The organism is Psychrobacter sp. Choline-02u-9 (assembly GCF_002836505.1).
In the GTDB taxonomy this organism is placed as follows: domain Bacteria; phylum Pseudomonadota; class Gammaproteobacteria; order Pseudomonadales; family Moraxellaceae; genus Psychrobacter.
The window spans coordinates 202,658-223,641 of the sequence record NZ_PJBF01000040.1; the positions used below are offsets into that span (position 1 = coordinate 202,658).

17 protein-coding genes are annotated in these 20,984 nt (G+C 43.8%); 4 read left to right on the forward strand and 13 right to left on the reverse strand.

Annotated features, from left to right (window positions below; genetic code table 11):
- Window positions 1–236: 236 nt before the first annotated feature.
- The 4 genes from CXF69_RS01420 to CXF69_RS01435 all read right to left on the reverse strand — a co-directional run bounded on the left by CXF69_RS01420 (window position 237) and on the right by CXF69_RS01435 (window position 6,061).
- Complete coding sequence (locus CXF69_RS01420) at window positions 237–1,379, reverse strand: CaiB/BaiF CoA transferase family protein (RefSeq protein WP_205963285.1); 1,143 nt, start codon at window positions 1,377–1,379, stop codon at window positions 237–239.
- Window positions 1,372–3,573, reverse strand: a complete 2,202-nt coding sequence (locus CXF69_RS01425; RefSeq protein WP_227543652.1) for a 3-hydroxyacyl-CoA dehydrogenase NAD-binding domain-containing protein — start codon at window positions 3,571–3,573, stop codon at window positions 1,372–1,374. The genes CXF69_RS01420 and CXF69_RS01425 overlap by 8 nt, the downstream gene beginning before the upstream one ends.
- Before the next feature lie 71 nt (window positions 3,574–3,644).
- The gene (locus CXF69_RS01430) at window positions 3,645–4,853 is read right to left on the reverse strand and encodes an acetyl-CoA C-acetyltransferase (protein WP_102078880.1); all 1,209 of its coding nucleotides are present in this window, start codon (window positions 4,851–4,853) and stop codon (window positions 3,645–3,647) included.
- 56 nt (window positions 4,854–4,909) lie between these two features.
- Window positions 4,910–6,061 carry an acyl-CoA dehydrogenase family protein gene (locus CXF69_RS01435; protein ID WP_102083153.1) on the reverse strand — a complete coding sequence of 384 codons (1,152 nt, stop codon included), beginning with the start codon at window positions 6,059–6,061 and terminating at the stop codon, window positions 4,910–4,912.
- A gap of 273 nt (window positions 6,062–6,334) precedes the next feature.
- Here CXF69_RS01435 and CXF69_RS01440 point away from each other — a divergent pair, with 273 nt between their 5' ends.
- On the forward strand, window positions 6,335–6,973 hold the full coding sequence (locus tag CXF69_RS01440) for a TetR/AcrR family transcriptional regulator (protein ID WP_102078843.1): 639 nt from the start codon (window positions 6,335–6,337) through the stop codon (window positions 6,971–6,973).
- Between the two features lie 179 nt (window positions 6,974–7,152).
- Here CXF69_RS01440 and CXF69_RS01445 read toward each other — a convergent pair whose 3' ends face one another.
- The 5 genes from CXF69_RS01445 to CXF69_RS01465 all read right to left on the reverse strand — a co-directional run bounded on the left by CXF69_RS01445 (window position 7,153) and on the right by CXF69_RS01465 (window position 11,536).
- A complete protein-coding gene (locus CXF69_RS01445) occupies window positions 7,153–7,788 on the reverse strand; it encodes a hypothetical protein (RefSeq protein ID WP_102078842.1) in 636 nt (211 codons plus the stop codon).
- A 396-nt stretch (window positions 7,789–8,184) separates the two neighbouring features.
- The gene (locus tag CXF69_RS01450) at window positions 8,185–9,168 is read right to left on the reverse strand and encodes an acrylyl-CoA reductase (NADPH) (RefSeq protein ID WP_102078841.1); all 984 of its coding nucleotides are present in this window, start codon (window positions 9,166–9,168) and stop codon (window positions 8,185–8,187) included.
- Between the two features lie 81 nt (window positions 9,169–9,249).
- Entirely contained in the window at window positions 9,250–9,882 is a 633-nt protein-coding gene (locus CXF69_RS01455; RefSeq protein ID WP_102078840.1) for an acrylate utilization transcriptional regulator AcuR, read from the reverse strand.
- Window positions 9,883–9,979: 97 nt separating this feature from the next.
- On the reverse strand, window positions 9,980–10,564 hold the full coding sequence (locus tag CXF69_RS01460; protein WP_102078839.1) for an alpha/beta hydrolase: 585 nt from the start codon (window positions 10,562–10,564) through the stop codon (window positions 9,980–9,982).
- A gap of 57 nt (window positions 10,565–10,621) precedes the next feature.
- A complete protein-coding gene (locus CXF69_RS01465; protein WP_102078838.1) occupies window positions 10,622–11,536 on the reverse strand; it encodes a hypothetical protein in 915 nt (304 codons plus the stop codon).
- Between the two features lie 733 nt (window positions 11,537–12,269).
- Here CXF69_RS01465 and CXF69_RS01470 point away from each other — a divergent pair.
- From CXF69_RS01470 to CXF69_RS01480, 3 genes are all read left to right on the forward strand, one after another.
- Window positions 12,270–13,469, forward strand: coding sequence for a sugar transporter (locus CXF69_RS01470; protein ID WP_102078837.1), 1,200 nt, complete (start codon window positions 12,270–12,272; stop codon window positions 13,467–13,469).
- 354 nt (window positions 13,470–13,823) lie between these two features.
- Window positions 13,824–15,101 carry an MFS transporter gene (locus CXF69_RS01475; RefSeq protein ID WP_102078836.1) on the forward strand — a complete coding sequence of 426 codons (1,278 nt, stop codon included), beginning with the start codon at window positions 13,824–13,826 and terminating at the stop codon, window positions 15,099–15,101.
- A gap of 325 nt (window positions 15,102–15,426) precedes the next feature.
- A complete protein-coding gene (locus CXF69_RS01480; protein ID WP_102078835.1) occupies window positions 15,427–17,280 on the forward strand; it encodes an autotransporter domain-containing protein in 1,854 nt (617 codons plus the stop codon).
- Between the two features lie 152 nt (window positions 17,281–17,432).
- On the opposite strand, the gene arfB is transcribed toward CXF69_RS01480, so the two are convergent.
- From arfB to CXF69_RS01500, 4 genes are all read right to left on the reverse strand, one after another.
- Window positions 17,433–17,846 (reverse strand): alternative ribosome rescue aminoacyl-tRNA hydrolase ArfB, encoded by a 414-nt coding sequence (arfB, locus tag CXF69_RS01485; protein WP_102078834.1) that lies wholly within the window; start codon window positions 17,844–17,846, stop codon window positions 17,433–17,435.
- A 357-nt stretch (window positions 17,847–18,203) separates the two neighbouring features.
- Window positions 18,204–19,046 carry an HpcH/HpaI aldolase/citrate lyase family protein gene (locus CXF69_RS01490; protein WP_102078844.1) on the reverse strand — a complete coding sequence of 281 codons (843 nt, stop codon included), beginning with the start codon at window positions 19,044–19,046 and terminating at the stop codon, window positions 18,204–18,206.
- A gap of 217 nt (window positions 19,047–19,263) precedes the next feature.
- Complete coding sequence (locus tag CXF69_RS01495) at window positions 19,264–20,028, reverse strand: SDR family oxidoreductase (protein ID WP_205963284.1); 765 nt, start codon at window positions 20,026–20,028, stop codon at window positions 19,264–19,266.
- Window positions 20,029–20,199: 171 nt separating this feature from the next.
- Window positions 20,200–20,982, reverse strand: coding sequence for an SDR family NAD(P)-dependent oxidoreductase (locus CXF69_RS01500; RefSeq protein WP_102078818.1), 783 nt, complete (start codon window positions 20,980–20,982; stop codon window positions 20,200–20,202).
- Window positions 20,983–20,984: the final 2 nt, after the last annotated feature.

The following is a 20,984-nucleotide window of genomic DNA, read 5'->3' on the forward strand; positions in this document are numbered from 1 at the left end:
GAGCCTTTGAACGCGCTACTATTTTTTAATACCGTAAGGCTTTAGGATTTATGGGCGTATTGTCTCTTATTCAGACAATTTTAGATAGACAGTTATAAATATACAAGTTCAATCATTCTAGTTTAGACAGGCAGTCAGGATAACACAGGCTAAAAAGACGATACTAGCCAGCAGTATCTTGATATTGCCTTCAAGTGCTAATCCAACTTTCACTTTTCTCTAAGACTATTTACATACTAATTCACTTGCTGCCACCCTGATGTTGCACAATGTTCATCTTGATGTGCAAATAAAGGGTGAGCTTTGGCTTCATATAAACTCAGTACAGGGGTCACACAGACATCCGTTGCTGCAAATACACGTTGCCAATGCTCAAGCGTTTGACTGGCGAACTTTTCCGCGATTGTGTTGGTCGCAGCTTCACTCTCAGGTTTATTGGGCATGATACCAAGTTGCCAGTGTATTTCTTTAAGCGACGGTAGTTCCAATACCTCACATAGACCTTCCCAAAATTTCAGCTCCAATGCACCAACCGCCATATAGCGTAGGTCAGCGGTTTGGTACAGTCGGTAACATGGCAATGCGCCACCTAAAAAATCGTGCTGCGGCATAGGCGGCGTTGCTGAAGTATCACCTGACAAACGATTGATTAACTTGCCGGTTACCTTTGGCATGATTATATGATTATAAAGGCTATGCGTCATACTAATAGCAATATGTCGTCCTTTGCCGGTACGCTGGGCGGCAAACACAGCAGCCAGTAGCGCAATCACTGCTGTATCACTACCACCTGCCAAGTCCGCAAACTGGATATTGGGCATGGCCTGCCCGCCCTCTGCTGTTTTTAGTTGATCAAGCACACCGCTCATAGCCATGAAATTGATATCGTGACCGGCCTTGTCAGACCAATGATGAGTTACTTGAGAGTTATCTTTTAAGTGCACACCTTCTTTTCCGTGAGACTCTTCTTTTTTGTCGTTGCCTGCCACACCATAACCAGTAATCGACAACATGACTAGCTTTGGGTTGATAGTATGAAGCGTCTGAGCATCTAGTCCCATGTCCGCAAGGATACCTGGACGAAAGCTGTCTAGCATCACGTCAGCATTTTTAAGATGTGCTTTTATACTATCTATCGCTTTAGGATCATGAAAGTCATGCTGTTCGGTTGTCTTACCATGGTTTAAAGCCGCAAACAGTTCCCCAAACACGCGAGCAGGATCGCCTTGTTTAGGTTCTATTTTTAGGACGTCTGCCCCTAGATCTGCAAGCAGACGCGTGGCAAAGGGCCCTGGTAGGTTACGAGTCAAATCGACGACTCGTAACCCTTGTAGACAATCTGTCATTTGACCATGATTTGATACATGTACATCAGTCATCAGAGAACGCCTCGCCTTTGGCTGCCATATCTAACAATATCTGGGCAGGCTCGAACCGTTCACCATATTTTGCCGCCAGCTCGCGACTACGCTTGACGAACTCATCGACGCCCATCGCATTGATAAACTGTAGCGTGCCGCCGTGCTGCGGGGCAAATCCCCAGCCAAAGATAGACCCTATATTGGTATCGGCGACCGAGCGCACGACGTTTTCTTCATAGCATCTCGCAGATTCATTGGCTTGAATAAACATTAAGCGATCAACTAGGTCCTGCTGTGAGGGTTGCTCTGACTGTGGTGGATACAAGTTGATAAGCTCAGGCCATAAATGCTTATTACCGTCTCCCGGATAATCATAGAACCCTTTGCCATTTTTCTTGCCTTCGCGCCCATGCTCATTGACCAGCGTCTTTAGTATCTCGTAAGAAGGGCGCACAGCAATAGACTTGCCTTCGGCTGCCATATCCACCTGCTGCTGCTCGCTGACATGTAACGCTAGACTCAGTGACACTTCATCTTGCAATGCCAGGGGCGGCATAGGCATGCCCGTTTTTAATCCAGCAACTTCGATACTACGCGGATGGACACCTTCGCCCAGCATCGCGATGCCCTCTGATACATAGGTGCCAAATACTCTGGAAGTATAAAATCCATGGCTGTCATTGACGACGATAGGCGTTTTGCCGATTTGCAAAACATAATCAAATGCTTTGGCGAGCGTCACATCGTCGGTTTGCGCGCCTACGATGATTTCGACCAGTGGCATCTTGTCTACTGGTGAGAAAAAGTGCAGACCAATAAATTGATTTGGACGAGTGCTGGCTTTTGCCAGTCCTGTAATAGGTAACGTTGAGGTATTAGACGCATAAATAGCTGTGCTTGGAATCACTGCCTCACTCTGCTGGGTACACTTGGCTTTGATTTCTCGGTTTTCAAATACTGCTTCGATGATGAGATCACAATCAGCCAAATCATCGTAAGAGACGGTTGGCGTGATACGTGTTAAGAGGGTTTGCTTTTTCTCTTCGGTAGCGCGCTTTCGGCTGATGGCTTTATCCAAAATGTTAGCAGAATACGCTTTGCCTTTTTCAGCATTCGCAATATCTGTATCCAATAGCACGACATCTATACCTGCTTTAGCAGTGACATAAGCGATGCCTGCGCCCATCATACCAGCCCCTAAGATACCGACTTTTTTGGTCGGTGTCCGCTCAAACCCTTGAGGGCGAGACTGACCTTTCTTGATATTATTCAGCTGCGTCCATAGGGTGTTGATCATGTTTTTTGATTCAGTCGACAGCACACAAGCGGCAAAATAACGCGACTCAATTTCAAGTCCCGTATCGATATCTACCAAACAGCCCTCAAACACACAAGACATAATATGAGTAATCGCTGGATAGTTGCCGTGAGATTTTTGATTGGCCATAGCTGGGGCGATGGAGAATATAGGCACCACTTTGGGGTGTTTGCTATCACCACCAGGGATTTTAAAGCCTTTCTTATCCCATGGCTGCTGCACGCTTAGATTATTTTGAATCCAGTCCTTAGCCTGCACCAGCATATCTGCATGATCGATAGCTGTCGCATCAATCAGACCGATGTCTTTCGCCGCAGCGACGCGCAACTCTTTGCCTTGCGTCATCAGCTCCAGTGCCACTTGAATACCGACCAATCGCGGCAAGCGCTGCGTACCGCCGCCGCCCGGCAGCAAGCCCAATTTCACCTCAGGTAGACCAAGCTTAGTCTTCGGCGTATCAATGGCAATGCGATAATGACAGGCAAGCGCCAACTCTAAACCACCGCCCAGCGCCGTTCCGGTCATCGCAGCGACCACAGGCTTGCCTGAGGTTTCAAGCTGACGCAAACTCCCTTTGAGCGCTTCAGTTAATATAAATGCTTGCTCGGCTGTCTCGATCTTACCCAATTGGTCGATATCTGCGCCAACTACAAAGGTGTCTTTGGCAGAAGTGAGAATCAAGCCTTTGGCTGAGTCATCATTGATAACGCTATCGACCATTGTGGCGAACGACTCCGTAAAACCGTCACCGATGACATTCATTTTGCGTTTGCTTTGGTCAATCGTAACGGTGACGATGCCATCGTCATCACGCTGGGCGGAGAAGTTTTCTAATGCGTTAATGACTGTCACGCTATCTGTTGTCTGGTTAGCTGTCTGGTTGTTTGTCATCATTTTTATCCCTTAAATGATTCTTTATCTATTATTTTTTGCCTACTTGTTTTTCATTTTATTTGAGAAAGAAGTTAGACACGCTCGATGATGGTCGCAATGCCCATACCACCGCCCACACATAGCGTGATCATAGCGGTCTTGAGGTCACGGCGCTCTAACTCATCGAGAACGGTCGTCATTAGCATCGCACCCGTTGCCCCAAGCGGATGCCCCATAGCGATTGCACCGCCATTAACATTGACAATATCAAGCGAGATTCCAAAATCATCAGCAGTATTCATCGGGACAGCAGCGAATGCCTCGTTGATTTCCCACAGGTCTATATCAGAGGCTTGCATGCCCGCTTTATCGAGGGCTTTTTGGCAAGCTGGCGTTGGACCTGTCAGCATGATGGCAGGTTCTGAGCCAATAACTGATGCCATCGTGATTTTGGCGCGTGGTTTTAGACCTGCTTTTTGACCAGCAGCAGCACTACCGACCAAACAAATGGCTGCCCCATCAACGATGCCTGAAGAGTTGCCCGCATGATGCACATGGTTGACGGTTTCAATCGTGGTATATCGGTCCAATATCACGCTATCAAAACCCATCTTGCCTGGCATAACAAAGGAAGGTTTAAGACCCGCTAAAGTCTCGACGTTGGTATTAGGGCGGATGGTTTCATCTTTATCCAGTAGCATCATACCGTTGAGATCGGTGACAGGGACGACAGATTTGTCGTAATAACCCTTCTCCCAAGCCTGTGCAGCGCGGCGATGCGACTCGGTGGCAAAAGCATCAACATCATTACGACTAAAGCCTTTGAGCGTTGCGATGGTGTCTGCACCCACGCCTTGCGGTACGAAATGCGTTGCTTCATTGACGCGTGGATCCATGTACCAAGCGCCGCCATCAGAGCCCATTGGCACGCGGCTCATGGACTCAACGCCGCCCGCCACCACCATATCTTCCATACCTGACATGACTTTGGCAGCCGCCAGATTGATAGATTCCAGACCAGAAGCACAAAAGCGAGACAAGGTTACTCCAGCCACACTTTGTGCCCAGCCAGCATCAATCACGGCGATACGCGCAATATCAGAGCCCTGCTCGCCGACTGGCGTCACACAGCCAAGCACCACATCATCAACCAAGCTGGTATCTAAGTTGTGGCGCTGCTCCATCTCTTTTAATAAGGTACGTGTCAGCCAAATCGGTGATGCCTGATAAAGAGAGCCATCCTTTTTTCCTTTACCACGTGGCGTACGCATAGCATCATAAATATATGCATTCTCAGTCATAAAAAATCCTTTTTTATTTTTAAACAAACCATCATTTCAATCAATAAGCGACACGTCTACATGAAGCGCGAAGCCAGCTCTTTCATAATCTCATTGGTACCGCCATAGATTTTTTGTACGCGGGCATCAGCGTATAGACGTGCGATAGGATATTCTGTCATATAGCCATAGCCACCAAACAGCTGTACACATTCATCCAGCACTTCACATTGTTTTTCGGTAACCCAGTATTTGATCAATGACGCATGCGGTACAGACAGTTTGCCATCTAACATGGCATCTACTGCCGCGTCACACATGCTACTAGCAGCAAGATAATCGGCATAGCACTCTGCCATCTTAAAGCGGGTATTTTGGAACTTCCAGATGGGCTTGCCAAAAGCTTCGCGACCTTTTACATAATCTAGGGTCAAGTTGATCGCTAGCTTCATCGACCCAATACCTGATAACGCAATGATCAGACGCTCACGTGGCAACTCCTGCATCATTTGTATGAAACCCATACCTTCTACCGTACCTAAGAGGTTGGTTTGCGGCACACGTACATTACTAAAGAACAGCTCTGAGGTATCTTGCGACGTCAGACCAATCTTATCAAGATTGCGTCCACGCTCAAACCCTTCTACTTTATCGGTTTCTACGATAATAAGTGAGACACCTTGTGCGCCTTTTTCACGGTCTGTTTTGCAAGCTAATAAAATCAGATTGGCATGCTGACCGTTGGTAATAAAGGTCTTTGAACCATTAATGATGTAGTCATCACCGTCTTTTATCGCATAGGTTTTGATGTTTTGTAAATCAGACCCTGTACCAGGTTCGGTCATAGCGATAGCGCCAATGTATTCGCCTGTTGCCATCTTGGGTAGCCATTTTTGTTTTTGTTCCTCAGTACCGTGGTCTAAAATATAGGGCGCGACGATACCTGAGTGCACCATGCCGCCAAATCCTGACTGATTGGCCTCAGTCTGTGCGTAGATAAGCGCCGCCTCATGACCAAAATCACCACCGCCGCCGCCATACTCGCTTGGTATCGCCGCACACAGAAACCCCATTTCGCCCGCCTCTTCCCACGCATCGCGATCGATCATGCCATTTTTGCGCCACTGCTCGTCTTTGGAATCCCAAGATTGGAACATTTTTAGGGCACTGTCGTGCACCATCTGATGCTCTTCGGTCATCCAGTTCGGAGTGAATTTTTCGATACTCATAATGTCTATCCTTGACAAGGTTGAATGAATAATAGCTATACCTAAGCCATCTTGTAAATTATGGTAATTTATATTACCGTTATATATATCCTATAAATTCTTTGTATTTATTAATATATGAGTCTTATACTAGGCTACGAAAAACCACTTCGCAATCAATTAAATAAAAATGGTAATTTATATTACTTATTAATTTAATCACGTTAAATTATCGAGTAAATCATTTAACTGGTAGGACATATCAAATAACCAATACTTTAAGAAGCAATAAATATGAAAACCTTTAGTCAGTCAGATAGCCTCATGCAAACTCGATCTCTAGCACCCCTATCCGATATGCGGCCCGCAACTTTGGATAAAATTGAACAGGCCGTTCGCAAAGTCTTTGCAGGATTTGACGCTAATGAGGTGACGATGGCGCAGATTGCAAAGTCTGCAAACGTCTCTTTGCAAACACTCTACAAGTATTTTGGAGACAAGCAGACGCTGTTTTATACCATTATGGATATTGTGCTCGGCAGATTAGCGGCTCGGATTATGGATCATCTGCAAGGGATTGATAGCGTACAAGATCGTCTACGCAAGACGTTGTGGGTCTGCTTTGATTTTGTCGATGCGCATCCAGATGCAGTGATGGTGCTGTCTTCGGTCTCGGCATCACGGATACGTAATATCGCAATCTATGAAAACAAAGAGTTAATTGGTGCGTTTTTGGCGGTATTAGAAGATGGGCAAAATCGTGGGGTGCTAAATGACACTGTCCCACTGCACATACTCTTCGATGTGTTTATGGGGTTCATCAGTCGACTTGGTTTAATGCATACCATTCGCCAAACAGAAACACCGTTAAATGCAGAGTTTGATGCGCTGTTTGTGATTTTATGGCGCGCCATCTCTAAACCAGAAGCCTAAAGCTTAAAATGAACTTTATAAAACTGATATTTAGCAGTGTTTGACTCTTACAAGAAAACATAATGTAAAAAACCAAAAAGCCCCACGATAAAGTGAGGCTTTTTTATATTTTTTTCGGTCAATGTGATTATTCAATCAATGTAATTAACAGCTCGTGCTGCTTATACGCTCAAAACTTTTTAAATACTGCTAGATTTTGGTAATCCATACTCTGAATGGTCGATCACATGGTTATTTTGTTCAATAGTCAGTCGATAGCCTGTGATGATACCGTCGTATGGCAAACTGCCCTCATACTGCTGATAATGCTCGCAGATAATGTCTTGAATCGCTGATTTACGGGCAGCATCGTCTAATTTGGCAAAACCGCTAGGTAAATGCACTTGGGCAAAACGTGAAGCCGCGCCACGAGACATCCAATTATCAGCACTCGTAAATGTGAAATCTACTTCCGCTCGTAAGCTATATCTGGGTAGCGTATTAGAGTAATTTGCCAAGTCATATTTAATTTGAGCAATATCTTCTGCGAATGGCTGATACGGTATCTCAAGTACGGCAAACAGTTTTGCCAAAAACTCATCAGCGGTAAAGTGCTTGTCCATATAGCTACCATCAAGCCCAAGGAATTTGCTCGACAGTACATGGCGCAAGCGGTCATAGGCAGGTATGGTATGTTTAAGAGGATAGCCCATTTGCTTGACGATATCTTGCGGACGCAGCTCAAGCGACTCTATTTGGTTGATAATATATTGCGCTAGAGAATGGCGTGGGTGATAACGACGGGTATATTTAGATGGATTAGCAATGTGGCTCATGATATTGAACACCTTAGACTCCTGTAACTCCGACGAAAAAGTATGAGATACGCCCAAATAGGCAAAAAATCAGGCACAAATGAGGTTGTCGGAGTACAGGCTCATGCGCTTTACCAGAGTTGTTTTATATCGTGCTGGAAGTTGCAAGGTTTGTCACGCCGCCATTAAACTTTTGTCATGGTCGGAGATAACAAAACTGTTAAACCCACGATAGATCGTTCAACGATAATAGCACATCAGATGACAAAAAATAAATACCGATATTTGTGACCGTTTGTGAATAATTCTTTTTCACTTTAATCATTCAATCTTAGACCTTTCGATGCATCATTTATTCATGTATTAAATAAAGGCTCAACATCGAAATGTTAGTGTTGAATTGTTAAAGATTAACGTTTAACGATTGACGTCAACAACTATTCGACCACGAACCTTACCATCCAATAACTCGTTGGCTGTCGGAATGACTTCGCTTAGACCAATCTCTCTGGTGATTGCATCTAATTGCGTCATATCCAAGCTTGTGCTCAAACGCTGCCATGCTTCTACACGCTCATCATAAGGTCGTGTCACGCTATTGATACCAAGTAAACTGACACCGCGCAAAATAAATGGCGCAACAGTAGCAGGGAAATCCATGCCTTGAGCCAGTCCACAAGTAGCGACTAAACCATCTTCACACGTACTGGCACAGACATTGGCCAGCGTATGACTACCAACAGAATCAATTGCGGCAGCCCATTTTTCCTTACCAAGTGCGCGTCCTGGGCTACTTAATTCAGCACGGTCAATGATCGTCGTTGCACCAAGGCTTTTTAAGTATTCTGCTTCCTCTAAGCGACCCGTAGAGGCCGTGACAGAGTAGCCTTGGTTTGCCAAAAGTGCGATGGCAAAGCTACCAACGCCGCCATTAGCACCCGTCACCAATACTTCACCACGCTCTGGTGTGAGTCCATGACGCTCTAACGCAATTATACAAAGCATTGCGGTATATCCTGCTGTACCTATCGCCATCGCCTGACGTTCAGTCATCGATTCAGGGAGCAGGATCAGCCAGTCACCGTTTAATCGCGCTTTTTGTGACAGACCGCCCCAATACTTCTCACCCACACTCCAACCATTTAACAACACCTTGTCGCCAGCTTTGTAGCGAGGATGATTACTTGTTTCTACAGTTCCTGCTAAATCAATACCTGGAACCATAGGAAATGTACGTACCACAGGGCTACGACCCGTGATGGCCAATCCATCTTTGTAGTTGAGCGTGCTATATGCCACACGAACCGTTACATCACCCTCAGGCAATTGCGTGTCCTGTATCTCAGTCAGATTGGACTGATAAACATCGTCATTTTTTTCAATTAATATTGCTTTAAACATAGTAGCTCCTATTTAGACCAATCGTCTATAAATAAGTAAAATATAATTTAGACCAATCGTCTAAAAATATAAATAAAAAAATTACTTCTGTATCCCTGCTGCAAAACCTCGGAAAAAAGTATCTAATGGACTGACATCTTGCGTCAACTTAGCACGCAAAACCGCACCTTCCCAACCAATCCAAAAGAAAGCAGCAAGCTCATCACAATCACTATCAGAGTGTATTTGTCCCTGTTGTACTGCCAGACGCAAGCAAGCCGCTAAACGTTTTTGCCAATCAACTAATATACCTTCTAGCTCGCAACGAAAACTCTCAGGCAACACGACAATCTCTTGACCCAAGTTGCCTACCAAACAGCCGCGTCGAAATTCATGCTTGATCATTCCTGACTTTGCATCTTCAACGAAGTCACTGATACGCTGCATAGGAGACACTTGCTCGTTTAAAAAACAATGATCTAGCTTGCGAGCAAAATATAACGCGTACTGCCGTAATACTTCCTGTCCAAATGCTTCTTTGTTTTTGAAGTAATTGTAGAAAGAACCTTTAGGCACATTGATGCGTTTGAGTATGGCATCGATACCAGTGGTCGCAAAGCCTTGCTCTGTCAGCATCTCCATCCCAGATCTCAAAAGAGCTTCACGGGTATCCGTAAACTCTCGTTCAACATTGGGTGGACGCCCTCGACGGGCTTTTGGCTTAGTAATCGTCATGCACAAATATTATGACCGATCGTCTTTAATGTCAATAAATTATTTTTAGCGGTTTATTTATCCATCAGTCGCGACAGTTTTTTGACTGTCATCGCTATCAGTCTTCACCATGATATGTTGCCTCATCCATCCAAACGATGGCATCTTCACACAGATGAGTTAAGTGATACCAAATATCACTACTACGAGCGATACGATGATGACCGTCTGCAAAATAATCGACTTCCCAGCTATCAGGTAGATTTACCAAGGTTCGTCTAGCGACCGCTACGTCTAAGCTTTCATCATCGACTTCTACCATAACTCGTACCATCTCAGTATTGGTTGTGGGAAAAGATAGCTTCATATCAGCCACGTCAGGGATACGATCCACCAATACCTCACTTGGATAGATACAAGGCGCAATCAACAGTGTGCGCAAGTTGTATTTATGGGCAAAATGATTGGCAAACCAACCACCAAGAGAATGCCCTGCCAACACCACACGTGGATACTGTGCGATTCTCTCGCGAATCAATTCATCATAAATCTCAAATATTTCTGCAAAATTCTCTCGATAATTGACCGTTTGACAGTATTTTGGCTCACGCGTGATACAAGTATATTTGCTGGTCTCATTGCTTGAATCAAGACCATGAAAAAACAGTAAAAACGTATCGTTGTTTTCAATAGGAAACATCATAAGGTTCTCCTTTTTTAATTATTATTTAGGCTTATTCTTGATAACTTGGCTTATAAATTAAACTGGTTTTTGGCTAGCAACCTGCGCTTGATACAGGCTCAAAAGCTCCTCACAAGCCTGCATTGAGGTATTTTTTGCAAAACCTTCGTTAAACCAAAAATCATAAACCGCTTGAACAACGGCTTTTACCGCTTTCGCATTTTCTGGCTTTTGTTCTATTAGTTTCATCGCAATGTCTTGTGCTTGTATATCCGACTCACTATAGGGCGCGCTCCAGCCTACGCCATAACGATAAAGCACATCATTGATTGCCAATATGAATATGGCATTGGACACCCCAAATGAGCCAATAAGCCTGTCAAGCATTGTACAGCGCTCTTCATAAATATTGACCTCTATCGGCATATCAGCCTGCTCAAACAGACAGTCACAACTCACCATGTGCGAGGGTTTACTAAAATCATCCCACAGCAGTGGATAAGTTCCTCGAATCCCGCCCTTTTCCACTATATTAAATTGCCAAATCGCATAATGAGTATCTGGCCCTTTATAAGGCACATGTATGAACCACTGCATCATCGCATCACTGTCATACATGATATGAGTACTACCAATCCGCACGCCCTGCTTAGGTAGTACATCATGATATACGCTATCCATGTCATCACTATAAAGCGTCACTTTACGTAAGTTTTCATCACTGGTATCGCCCAACTTTGCTCTTGCTTCCCCTATATTTCGATAGAGCTTAAAGGGTGCTACCCATCTGAGCGTCTCATCGGTATTGTTCACGAAGTAAATATCATCCTCATAACTGTCTATAGAAACCGTTTCGAGGTAAAACAATGACTGTTTTCGTATTCGGCCTTTCTCATCATTTGCTAGTGCCGTTATACCAGATAGCTTTGAGCCATCCGACCACTTAAAGTTATCTAACCGTTTTTGCTCAAGCTGATACGCTAATGTCGTCATATTTATATCCTTATTATTTTGATTTTGGTTTGCATGTCGCTTTATTTTCATTGTCTGGTCTGAGTGCCGATTTCAAGCCAGCCGAGCCTATTCGCCATTGTTTAAATGACGTCATTATCTCTAAAGTTAAGTAAATTAATCGACTTGGTGAGGTAGTATTTTTTTAATTCTGATAGACTTTTTAGCCACAGTTTTTCGCTGTTACATTGCTAATATTTTTGCAACGCCAACGAGCTTTTTTCTGCTAAGTTTTTTGTTTATTAATAAATATGGTTTTTTAGGTTTGTACAGGCACAGAAGTTTAGGATTAAACGTAAATAACACTACTAGAAAGACTTCGCTAAAATAGCGCTTTAAAAACTCAGTTAAGAAGTGAAGCATTGCGCCCCGAGGATTAACTGTTTGCCCTGTTATTTTTGCCTTACTCAATAACTATAATATAAACCCCTATAAAAATAAAGCCGCTTAAAACCTTCTACGACAACTGGTGTCGCTTCTTTTTAAATGAATTGTAGTTTAATCGTTAGCAAGTATCCCAACACAATAAGTATCATTAGCGACAGTTTCATATTACTCAAGCATCTTCAATAAACATCCAATTAACAATCCTTATCAAAAAACACCTTTCACGATCGACGTGGACTTGCTATCTTGCCCCGCAAACCTTGTATTCTAAGCAAGCGTGCCCCACTTTGACCTATCACACGTAGTATTCGCATCTGTATTGGATTTTATGACACATAACCTTGAGGCTAGCTCAAACGCTCGCCGAACTCAGTATTTTCAAGTATTTTTGATGGGCGTTAGTGCATTTATTATGAATACCACAGAATTTGTCCCTGTGGCGCTGTTGAGCGACATTGCTCAGGACTTCTCTATTACGACGGCAGATACTGGCTGGATGCTGACACTCTATGCTTGGATTGTCGCAGCGATGTCATTGCCACTAATGCTATTGACCAGTCGATTTGAGCGCAAACGTTTACTCTTGGGTCTCTTTGCCGTATTCATTGCCAGTCACGTACTGTCGGTATTTGCCTGGAGCTTTGATGTGCTGCTCATTAGTCGGGTTGGGATTGCGTTATCGCATGCGATATTTTGGTCCATCACGGCTGCTATCGCGATACGCGTCGCGCCTGAAGGTAAGAAAGCCTTAGCGCTTAGCGTACTGGCGACTGGTACATCGTTAGCAATGGTCCTAGGTGTGCCGCTGGGGCGTTTGGTTGGGCAATGGTTTGGCTGGCGCGCGACCTTTGGCGGTATTGGCGTCATCGCCTTAATTGTATTTATTCTACAGGCGAGACTCTTACCAACGCTACCTAGTATGTTTGAAGGGTCTTTTAGAAAGATTCCAGAACTCCTTAAAAACCCTTTATTGGTTTGTCTATACCTGCTTATTTTATTGGTCTTTACAGCGCACTACACGGCTTATTCTTACATAGAACCATTTATGCGCCAAGTCGGCAACATCAGTGAAAATGCTGCGACTTTTGTACTGTTACTATTTGGTGCAGCAGGAATTGTAGGCAGTGTGATTTTTAGTCGTTGGGGCGATCGGTTCAATACCAGATTGATGCTAATATCGACAATACTGATGCTCGTGTCTATGCTTGCGCTGTTGCTAGCAGTGACCTCTGTATGGGCGCTCAGTTTTATCGCTTTGCTTTGGGGCGCGGCGCTCATGCTACTGATTATCTCCATGCAGGCCAAAGTCATCATGGTCGACGTCAATGCACAAGACATGCTGATGTCGATGTTCTCAGGTATTATTAATTTGGGAATTGGTACGGGTGCACTATTCGGCGGTTATGCCGTGACGCACATTTCACTATCTAGCATAGGATATACAGGTGCGGCTATCGCAGTTGTGGCGTTACTATTAATGCTGTTTATGATTAAACGCTTTCCTGAATTGAGTAAACGACTTGGCTAGCTAATAAGTCGATATTAAAAGATAGCCAAAAAATAGTAGTCAGGAAGGAACCGTCAGAAAATAATAAGCAGAATGCCAGCCATCTAAATGGGCTGGCATTTTTTGTTATGGTCTGTGAAAGCATTACGAGGATTGCTTATATACTCATTGAACGAACGTTCAGGTGCAGTTATACTAATTTCATTGGACATAAGTATGCTTAGGCTATAAGTATACTCAATAAAGGACTGATAGGGATTAAGCACAAAAGGATGAGTGTGAAATGAATAATATTCAAAACAAGGAAGTCATTACCTACGATCTAAATTTAGTGACGATATATATTACGAATTTTCAACTTGATGGAGATTCGTGATGTCTGATCGAATGACTCAACAAGACAGTCAAGATCAAGGAAATCAAGATAACACTGTGCCCCTTAAGCTAGGCAGGTTGCATTATGCTTGGATCGTTGCTGCGACAGGCTCTGTAGCAATGTTCTGCGGACTTGGGTTAGGACGATTCGCATTTGGCATGTTACTACCGTCCATGTCATCCTCTTTAGGATTAAATTATACCCAAAGCGGAATCTTGGGATTCACTAACCTGATAGGATATCTGGTTGCAGTGCTTCTAAGTCCTTTTATTCTACCTCGGTTGGGTACTCGAACGACTGCGACGGCAAGCATCCTCCTCATTGCTGTCTCTATGTTCGGTATGGCTTTTACCACCAGTTTTCCAATACTTTGCGCACTCTATGTACTGACAGGTATCGGTAGCGGCGGCGTGGTCTTACCAATGATGAGCGTCATGTCGCATTGGTTTTTTCCTTCGCACCGCGGGCTCGCTTTAGGACTGGTCATGGCTGGGCCTGGATTTGGTATCATTTTATCGGGCTTTGTCGTACCCAAACTCTTACCTATCTCTACTCTACTGTCTTGGCAGACAGGTTGGCTAATTTTTGCCGTGATTAATATCGCGGTAGCTTGGCTTACTTTTACTTTGATTCGCAATCATCCAGACGATGTCAGCCAAAGCCCTTTTGGGCGCGCACCCACCTTACCTGTTACAAATAAGAAAAAGCTAGAACGTAGCAATATTAAGCTACTCGTACATCTAGGTGTCATTTTTGCTATTTATGGTGCTACTTATATGGTTTACGTCACCTTCATCGTGACCACTATGGTTAGCTCGTATCAACTGAGTGAAGCGGCTGCTGGTGGTATTTGGGCATGGATTGGACTACTTAGCATGTTCTCAGGTATGTTGTTTGGCTGGATTTCTGACCATATTGGCAGACGCCTTGGTCTAGCGCTGGCTTTTTTCTTCCTTGCCATCGCTTATCTGTTGGTCGGACTTACTGATTGGAGTTTAGGGCTGTACTGGTCAATTATTCTGTTTGGCTTAGTGGTGTGGAGTGTGCCTGTCATTATGGCTGCCTCGGCGGGAGACTATTTCGGTCCTGCAGCGGCGGCAAGTGCACTTGCAGCACTGACTTTTGCCTTTTCAGGTGGACAGGCTCTCGGGCCAGTGGCAGCAGGCTATCTCGCAGAAATCACTGGGGATTTTAGTATCAGTTATATGATATCTGGTATCGCAGCTTTTGTAGCGCTTGGACTTGCCTTATTATTGCGTCCACAAAAACAAGCTTAATTTCAGTTTCCATAGTATTGATACTGCTAGCTATACTTTGCTATTGCTGGCAGTAGACATCTATATGCTCATCCGACCTAATTATCTTATTGTTGAGTGTTGAGTTTATACTATTTATGACTAGATAGTTGCTTAGGCTAAATAAGCAATTACATGAGCGAGACAGTATGATTTTTTAATACTTGAATACCTCTTTTTTATGCTCTAAAAACTTATTCAAATAAGGAGATATTCTTGCAATTTTGCAATCAAAACGATTGCTAGCTTTCTAAAAAGTGGTTACACTCGGTTGACAAACTATTACATTGATGACAAGGAAGTCGCTATGCCTCGTAATACTTCACGTTCTAAAATTAGCCATACCACTCTCAAAACTTTTACCAAAAGCATGCTGGCTGTCAGCCTATCTATCGCTGGTATTTCTCACGCAAGTGCTTATGACAGTGTCACCTTTTTCGGTGATAGCCTGACCGATGGTGGCTATTTTAGTCAAGTTGTACCAGGTCCTGCTCAGTTTACCACCAATCCTGACAACACATGGGCAACCTCATTCGCTGAGCAGCTAGGTACCACGGCTGTTCCCGTTGTATTCGGTAGTCCTCAAATTGGTAATAACTACGCTATCGGTGGTGCAAGAGCAGGCGAAGAAGCGGCCTTCCCTGGCGGTATTCCTATTGCTTCTGCCAATAGCCAAGTCGATAGTTATCTCGCTAATAACACAGTAGACCCTAACGGACTCTATGTGGTGTGGGCAGGTGCAAATGACTTGCTTGCAGCGGCTGAAGATCCTGCTAATGCCCAAGCGATCATACTTGGAGCAGTAGCTAGCCAAACCGAAACTATTAATGCATTAAAAGACAATGGTGCCAAATATATCTTGGTACCTAATATTCCTGATGTCGGTCTAACCCCTAGAGTTATTGATCAAGGGCCTGTAGCGCAGGCGCAAAGTACTGGTGCTACCAGTCTATACAATCAATTCATGCTTAGTGCCGCAGCAAATACTGGCGCTAATATCATACCGCTAGATATGTTTAGCTTAACTCAGGAGATCATTGCGTCGCCTGCTCAGTATGGTTTCACTAATGTCACCGATGAAGCTTGCGGTGACAACAATAGCTCTCTAACTTGTGGGCCTGATACGCTTGTAGAAGCAAATGCCAACGAAACCTACTTCTTCGCTGATGGTATACATCCAACAGGCGCTACCCACCAACTGATCGCCGACTATGCAAACGCTGTTGTTACTGCGCCTAGTTTAATCGGTGTACTGCCTCATATTGCAACGACAACTGGACTTGCAACCAATGAACGCTTACAGTCACACGTCAACCAAATCCAAAGCAGTGAGCAAAAACCTGCCCGCACACTATGGGCCGTCGGTGAAGTGGCCAATCAAGAAATTGCAGGGTTTGATGGTGATAATAATACTCAAGTATTGCTTGGTGTAGATTTTGCTCATCCTAACTCAGCAAATGCAGTGACAGGTTTATACGGTAACATTACCCAAAAAGACTTTGAAAACTCAGACGTTGGCACAGGTTTGAGTGATATTGATCTAGGAGAGTTCGGTTTTGGTGTCTATCATAGCAACAAGTTTGGCGGTTTACAGATCAATGGTGCTGCAGGATTTGGCAACATAGATGTCAATGTCACACGTGCTGTCACACTTGGCAGCAACCAACAACAGTTTAAGTCAAATGCTGATGGCAAGCGCTTTTATGCCAACTTGCAGGCAGGCTACCCGATGCAAGTGAGCAATATTGCCGTTACGCCTTATATCGGTGCAACAGCGAGCCGCGTAAAAATTGACGGACTCAAAGAAAAAGAGATGTCTGGCATTGCTATGCAGTTCGATGAGCAGAAATACTCTACGACATATGGCAAGCTTGGTCTTAAGGCTAATCATAGTTTGATGGAGAACCTCAACTTATTTGGTGATATTCATTACCAAAAGCAGCTGAGTGACAATCGCGAAGCGGTAACCGCACGTTTGAATACGCTACCAAATATCAGCTTTGAAACGCCTATGGTCGAAACTGATGATGATAACGTTGCTATGACACTTGGCCTATCTAGAAGCTTTGGCCTATTGAATGCCAATGCTGGTATTACCCATTCACAAGGTAATGACGATGACTCAACCAGCCTATTTGTTGGACTTAATGGCGCATTCTAAATAAGTCGTTAATACAGAATAATGGTATAGGTGATAATTAATCGCCTATACCATTCTAAATTCAAAAAAACCTCATAGCCTATTACAGCTTTTACTCTATAAGTTTTCTACTACACAACTTCTCAACGACAAAACCTAATATCATAAATTTTTTAAAAATCTACTTTACCGCGCAAAGCCTTTGTCTTACCGCGCTGGGTCTTTTTATCCACCCGTTTACGTTTGGCATTTCTGCTTGGCTTGGTCGGCCTTCTGGTTTTATTAACGTAAGTGGTTTTGGTGATAAAACTTTGCAAACGCTCAAGCGCATCTATTTTATTGCGCTCTTGCGTTCGAAACTGTTGCGCCTTGATAATTAGCACGCCTTCCTTTGTTATTCGGCTATCTTTACTATTTAGCAGTCGCTGCTTGTACTCATCGCTCAGACTTGAGTTATTAATATCAAAACGCAGGTGAATGGCAGAAGATACTTTGTTGACATTCTGCCCACCTGCGCCTTGCGCTCGTATGGCGCTGATCTCTACCTCATTATCATTGAGGCTAATATTATTATTAATAAAAATCATAGTATGCTGTTATCGAATGTGAATAGATATGATTTATGATAAAGCATTATATAGTCAAGCCTCTATAAATTAGGTACGGTGTCAGTCTCGCTTAGTATACTGCTTGTAATACTTTCACTCGGCTTTCTAGGGCGTGTCCTCATTTTAAGAATGGGGATAAAAATGAGATAAATCGCAGTCAAACAAGGAAAACAGCGCAGATAATATCGAGATATTAGTCAGCTATTTGACGCCATTTGGCAAGATTTAGCCATTTTTAACCCATTTAGATAACTATCGATTGAATTGAGGACACGCCCTAGTATCCAAGTTATATTGAATCGACTGCCTATATTTAACTAAATATGGATTGGCCTGCTACTTTGCCAACAGTTGACGACTACGCTCAATCACTGGTGCATCGACCATCTCGCCATCTATTTTGAATACTGCCTGCCCGCTCCGCTCGTACTCCTCAACCACACGCTGAGCAAAGGACAAGTCGACATCTGTCGGTTGAAATGTTTGTTGGACGACTGCCACTTGCTTGGGGTGAATACACAGCATCCCTGACATTCCCATTTTTGACCATAACTGTACTCGCTCGCTCAGTCCAACTTCGTTATTGAAATCAGGATAAATAGTATCGATAGGCGGCGATAATTGGTGTACTTTTGACGTCAGGATTAGTTGATAGCGAACTTGATTGGCGATGATATCAGCAGCAGGCGTTCCTACTTGTACCTGCAAATCATTGCAAAGATCTAAAAATCCATAACTAAACGCGGCCAGTCCGACTGCTTTTGCCATACTATCGATTTGATACAATCCTATCGCACTCTCAATCAATGCAATCACGGGTAAATTGGTAAGCTGATGTACGCTATTAATATCTTCTGCTTTCTCAGCTTTGGCCAATAACAAGCCAGCCAAATTGGGCATTTTCTGACAGAGCACTATGTCTTTGAAAAACTCTTCGCTACCTGCCTTATTAATACGCACCCAAACCGGCTGATAACCTGAACTGTCGTGATATTGCTGTAATGCTTCGCGTGCGGATGCTTTATCTTCTGGCGCAACGGCATCTTCTAAATCGACAATAACCGCATCTGCACCACTAGCAAAGGCTTTCGCCACTCTATCGATGCGAGTCGCTGGCACAAACAGCCATGTTTCATTTTGAGAAATCGTTTTTATTTTATTTTTGATAACTGAATCCATGCGTGACCCCATTATATTGTCCAAGTAGCTATTAGCACATTTATTATGCCACTATACAGCTGATGCTCATTTAAAATTAGCAATTTATTCGATAGTGCAAAACCAAGATTACTTAGACATTCTATTAAAAAATAAATCAAAAAAACCGCATGAAAATAAATCTCATGCGGCTCTTTATAGTAAGTTGTTCTTGAACTTATATGCTGTAGTTTGCTAATTAAGCCAGCATGCCACCATCGACAACGATAGTCGCGCCTGTGGTATAGCTTGAAGCGTCCGACACTAGATACAATACGGTACCAGCCATTTCATCAGGCTCAGCCACACGTCCTAGCGGAATCGAGTGTAGCGCCATTTTTAAGACTTTATCGTTAGTAGTCAAAGCCGAAGCAAACTTAGTATCGGTTAAACCTGGCAATAGCGCATTAACACGGATATTAAGTGGGCCACATTCTTTAGCAAAGGCTTTGGTCATGCTAATGACTGCCGCTTTGGTAATTGAGTAGATACCTTGCTTATCGCCTGCTACTAAGCCGTTGACCGATGCGGTATTCAAGATGACGCCGCCGCCCTGATCTTTCATCATTTTGCCAGCGGCCGTCGACATAAAGAAGTAACCACGGATATTAACTTCAACAGTCTTATCAAAGGCGGCTAAATCTGTATCTAAGATATGACCATAGTAAGGGTTGGCTGCAGCATTATTGACTAAGATATCAATTTGACCAAATTCACTTTTGATATGCTCAAAAATTGCGTCAATTTGCTCCATGTCTCCTACATGACATGCAAAAGCACTGGCCTTATGACCGTCAGCTTTAATGCTATCTGCAACTGCTTGGCAAGCATCAATTTTGCGGCTAGAGACAATCACATGTGCGCCTCTTGATGCCAATAGACGGGCAATAGACTCACCAATACCACGGCTAGCACCAGTTACTAGAGCAACCTTACCGGTTAAATCAAATAAATCTTTCATCATTATTCCTTATATTTTTATAAACTTTATATTTTCAATAATTTTTGAGCACTAAATTCATGTATCTAAAACGTGTATCTAAAATCAGATAACTAAACGCAGATAATCGCTGTCAAAACTAACAGCGATTATCGAGCACTAATGAACTGAACAAAGAGCGCTCAACGATCACGGTTACGCTAGCATACCACCATCTAAGGTGAAGGCATGGCCATTCATAAAACTGCTTTCATCGCTGGCAAGCCATGCAATTGCACTAGAGATTTCACTAACGTTTCCTAAACGGCGCAGTGGACTGGCCTTAATCGTTGCTTGCTGCGTACGCTCATCCATCGTTGCCATGGTGTTGCGAACCATTGGCGTATCAATGAAGCTTGGGCATACAGCGTTGAAACGGATATTGGCACGGGCATACTCATGGGCAGCAGATTTGGTCAGACCCATAACGCCATGTTTAGCTGCACTGTAGGCTGAAATCATAGGTGCTGAACGCAGACCTGCAATAGATGCCACGTTGATCACATGACCACCACCGTTAGGTATCATACAATTGACCGCAGCACGCATACAGTGCCAAACGCCTTTTAAATTCACTGCGATATTGCGATCAAAATCATCATCGCTTAGCTCGTGCATTGGCGAAGGCTTATGGTCGATACCAGCATTGTTTACCACAACATCTAAGCCACCAAGCGTTTCTACTGCAAAGTCGAACAACGCACGTACCTCATCACCACTGGTCACGTCTACTTTTTTAAAGACGATACTGTTGCCAGCGTCTTGACCTTGTTTGGCAACTGCTTCGCCCATTTCTTCTGCCATATCACCAATGACGACTTTTGCGCCGCGACTGGCTAGCAACAATGCGCTTGCTGCACCGATACCTGACGCACCGCCCGTGATCAAAATTCGTTTGCCAGCTACATCTGATGCAATTCCATTTGTATTCAGTGTCATGA

Excerpts from the sequence above, each read along its gene's own strand:
- CXF69_RS01495 (WP_205963284.1), bottom strand. The coding sequence starts at position 20,028 with ATGATGAAAGATTTATTTGATTTAACCGGTAAGGTTGCTCTAGTAACT.
- CXF69_RS01500 (WP_102078818.1), bottom strand. The coding sequence starts at position 20,982 with ATGACACTGAATACAAATGGAATTGCATCAGATGTAGCTGGCAAACGA.
- CXF69_RS01440 (WP_102078843.1), top strand. The coding sequence starts at position 6,335 with ATGAAAACCTTTAGTCAGTCAGATAGCCTCATGCAAACTCGATCTCTA.
- CXF69_RS01470 (WP_102078837.1), top strand. The coding sequence starts at position 12,270 with ATGACACATAACCTTGAGGCTAGCTCAAACGCTCGCCGAACTCAGTAT.
- arfB (WP_102078834.1), bottom strand. The coding sequence starts at position 17,846 with ATGATTTTTATTAATAATAATATTAGCCTCAATGATAATGAGGTAGAG.
- CXF69_RS01465 (WP_102078838.1), bottom strand. The coding sequence starts at position 11,536 with ATGACGACATTAGCGTATCAGCTTGAGCAAAAACGGTTAGATAACTTT.
- CXF69_RS01430 (WP_102078880.1), bottom strand. The coding sequence starts at position 4,853 with ATGACTGAGAATGCATATATTTATGATGCTATGCGTACGCCACGTGGT.
- CXF69_RS01425 (WP_227543652.1), bottom strand. The coding sequence starts at position 3,573 with ATGATGACAAACAACCAGACAGCTAACCAGACAACAGATAGCGTGACA.
- CXF69_RS01420 (WP_205963285.1), bottom strand. The coding sequence starts at position 1,379 with ATGACTGATGTACATGTATCAAATCATGGTCAAATGACAGATTGTCTA.
- CXF69_RS01445 (WP_102078842.1), bottom strand. The coding sequence starts at position 7,788 with ATGAGCCACATTGCTAATCCATCTAAATATACCCGTCGTTATCACCCA.
- CXF69_RS01480 (WP_102078835.1), top strand. The coding sequence starts at position 15,427 with ATGCCTCGTAATACTTCACGTTCTAAAATTAGCCATACCACTCTCAAA.
- CXF69_RS01450 (WP_102078841.1), bottom strand. The coding sequence starts at position 9,168 with ATGTTTAAAGCAATATTAATTGAAAAAAATGACGATGTTTATCAGTCC.
- CXF69_RS01460 (WP_102078839.1), bottom strand. The coding sequence starts at position 10,564 with ATGATGTTTCCTATTGAAAACAACGATACGTTTTTACTGTTTTTTCAT.
- CXF69_RS01435 (WP_102083153.1), bottom strand. The coding sequence starts at position 6,061 with ATGAGTATCGAAAAATTCACTCCGAACTGGATGACCGAAGAGCATCAG.
- CXF69_RS01475 (WP_102078836.1), top strand. The coding sequence starts at position 13,824 with ATGTCTGATCGAATGACTCAACAAGACAGTCAAGATCAAGGAAATCAA.
- CXF69_RS01490 (WP_102078844.1), bottom strand. The coding sequence starts at position 19,046 with ATGGATTCAGTTATCAAAAATAAAATAAAAACGATTTCTCAAAATGAA.
- CXF69_RS01455 (WP_102078840.1), bottom strand. The coding sequence starts at position 9,882 with ATGACGATTACTAAGCCAAAAGCCCGTCGAGGGCGTCCACCCAATGTT.